Genomic DNA, 2,618 nt, shown 5'->3' with positions numbered 1-2,618 from the left:
TTATTATTTCTATTTAAATATAGGAGAAACGCATGAGCACCCGTACCGAACACGACACCATGGGCAATGTCGAAGTCCCGTCCGAAGCCTATTGGGGCGCGCAGACCCAGCGCAGCCGCAATAATTTCAAAATCGGCGGCGAAACCTTGCCGCAGCCGTTGATTTATGCTTTGGCGCTGGTGAAAAAAGCCGCAGCCGCCACCAATGTTTCCCTCGGCAGGATTAAGCCTGAGCAGGCGGATTTGATTACGCAGGCGGCGGACGACGTGTTGAACGGCAAGCTCGACGGGCAGTTCCCCTTAGTGGTTTGGCAGACCGGCTCCGGCACGCAATCCAATATGAACATGAACGAAGTGCTGGCGAACCGCGCCAACGAAATCGCCGGTACGGGTTTGGCGGCGTATCAGCCCGTCCATCCCAACGACCATGTGAACCACGCGCAATCGACCAACGATGCGTTCCCGACCGCCATCCACGTTGCCGCCGCGATTGAAATCAACCGCCACCTCATTCCGGCGGTAAAAGCCCTGCGTGACACCTTGGACAAAAAAGCCCAAGAATTCGCCCCCATCGTCAAAATCGGCCGCACCCATTTGCAGGACGCGACGCCGCTGACTTTGGGACAAGAGTTTTCCGGCTACGTTTCCCAGCTCGACCACGGCTTAGGCCGTCTGAACGACGCGCTCAAAGGTTTATACGAACTCGCTTTGGGCGGTACGGCAGTCGGCACGGGCTTGAACAGCCATCCCGAATACGCCGAAAAAGCCGCCGCCAAACTCGCCGAACTGTCCGGTCTACCGTTTGTCAGCGCGCCGAACAAATTTGAAGCTTTGGGCGGACGCGATGCCGCCGTTGCCGCTTCGGGCGCATTGAAAACGCTGGCGGCAAGCCTGAATAAAATCGCCAACGACATCCGCTGGCTGGCAAGCGGCCCGCGCTGCGGTTTGGGTGAAATCAAAATCCCCGAAAACGAGCCGGGTTCGTCCATCATGCCGGGCAAAGTCAACCCGACCCAATGCGAAGCGATGACCATGGTGTGCTGCCAAGTGTTCGGCAACGACGTCACCATCGGCATGGCGGGCGCGTCAGGCAATTTCGAGCTGAACGTCTATATGCCCGTTATCGCTTACAACCTCTTGCAATCCATCCGCCTCTTGGGCGATGCGTGCAACAGCTTCAACGAACACTGTGCCGTCGGTATTGAACCTGTACCGGAAAAAATCGACTATTTCCTGCACCATTCCCTGATGCTGGTTACTGCGTTAAACCGTAAAATCGGCTACGAAAACGCCGCCAAAGTCGCCAAAACCGCCTACAAAAACGACAAATCGCTGCGCGAAACCGCCATCGAGTTGGGCTTGTTGACAGGCGAAGAGTTTGACGAATTGGTTGTTCCTGCCGATATGGTTCATCCGCGTTAAGCTTTAATAATGAAACATGCCGTCTGAAAATGTTTTCAGACGGCATGTTTTTATGCTGCGCTTGTCTTTTCTTCGAATAGGGCAAAAATCATTGGCGTCAGATTGACGACCATTAGAAATATTATTGAGCTCAAAAATGTACGCCAGGCGTAATGCCACGCCTCCGTTCTGTCTGCTTGGGGGAGGAGCGATGCAGTATAGCGGTTGTGTAGGGTTTTTGCGGTGTCATTGTTTTCCAAATAGTCCAACGAAAGTACCAATAATTTGCCCGTGTCTTTGTGTTGTAAGAATTTGGCATGTTCAACCCAAATTCCTGGCTTGGCTTGTTCGCATAAAGATTCAATGCCGACGCAAGAGGCTAAGCTGTTTTGGTTGTTTTGCAAAATCGACAGCTCGTTTTTTTCAGCCTGCATGGCTGCGGAGGAGGTTTGATGAAGGTATGCGCTCATGCCGTTGCTCTCTATTGCTTGAAAATCATGGAGCTGGCTGAATCCGCCATTTTCCCAGGCGACGAATACAGCATAGCATCCGCAGCATAGGCAGATCATGACCAATTTTAAGACAATGTTTTTCATCCTTGCTCCTTTTGTTTGAAGACGGTGGCAAAGTCAGGAGGCGTGTTTTCTCGTTTGAAGGTAAGTTTAGGTTTATCTGTTTTTATTGTGAGGTTGAGTGTAACACGGGTAATCAAAAGGCCGTCTGAAAATTTTCAGACGGCCTTTTATTATGTGTTTAGATGGGTTTAAGCCAACAATTCACGCCAGCGTTTGACTTGGAAACGGACTTGTTCAGGCGCGGTACCGCCCAAGTGGTTGCGCGCGCTTAAGCTGCCTTCGGGTGTCAGCACGCTGTAAACATCGTCGGCGATCAAACCGCTGAAACCTTGCAGAACTTCAAGCGGTAATTCGCTCAAATCAACGCCAGCTTCATCGGCATGGCGCACGGCTTGGGCAACGACTTCGTGGCTGTCTCGGAAAGGCATGCCTTTTTTCACCAAGTAATCCGCCAAGTCGGTAGCCGTTGCAAAACCCTGCATCACGGCGGTGCGCATATTATCGGGTTTGACGGTAACGCCGCGCATCATGTCGGCGTAAATGCGCAGGGTGTCGATAAGCGTGTCGGCAGTGTCAAACAAAGGCTCTTTGTCTTCCTGATTGTCTTTGTTGTATGCCAAAGGTTGCGATTTCATCAGGGTAA

At 52.1% G+C, this 2,618-nt stretch carries 2 protein-coding genes and 1 pseudogene; 1 reads left to right on the top strand and 2 read right to left on the bottom strand.

All coding sequences use genetic code 11. The features are described from left to right. The first annotated feature begins 32 nt into the window (after positions 1–32). Positions 33–1,421, top strand: a complete 1,389-nt coding sequence (gene fumC, locus ACTHUT_RS17665) for a class II fumarate hydratase (RefSeq protein WP_250599940.1) — start codon at positions 33–35, stop codon at positions 1,419–1,421. A 50-nt stretch (positions 1,422–1,471) separates the two neighbouring features. On the opposite strand, the gene ACTHUT_RS17660 is transcribed toward fumC, so the two are convergent. Together ACTHUT_RS17660 and ACTHUT_RS17655 are read right to left on the bottom strand one after the other, a co-directional pair. Next, complete coding sequence (locus ACTHUT_RS17660; RefSeq protein WP_250599942.1) at positions 1,472–1,996, bottom strand: hypothetical protein; 525 nt, start codon at positions 1,994–1,996, stop codon at positions 1,472–1,474. A 167-nt stretch (positions 1,997–2,163) separates the two neighbouring features. Further along, positions 2,164–2,618, bottom strand: a pseudogene (locus ACTHUT_RS17655) (argininosuccinate lyase); the annotation flags it as partial.

The organism is Neisseria sp. P0022.S010, assembly GCF_051956635.1.
This window is presented reverse-complemented; position numbering and strand designations above follow the sequence as displayed.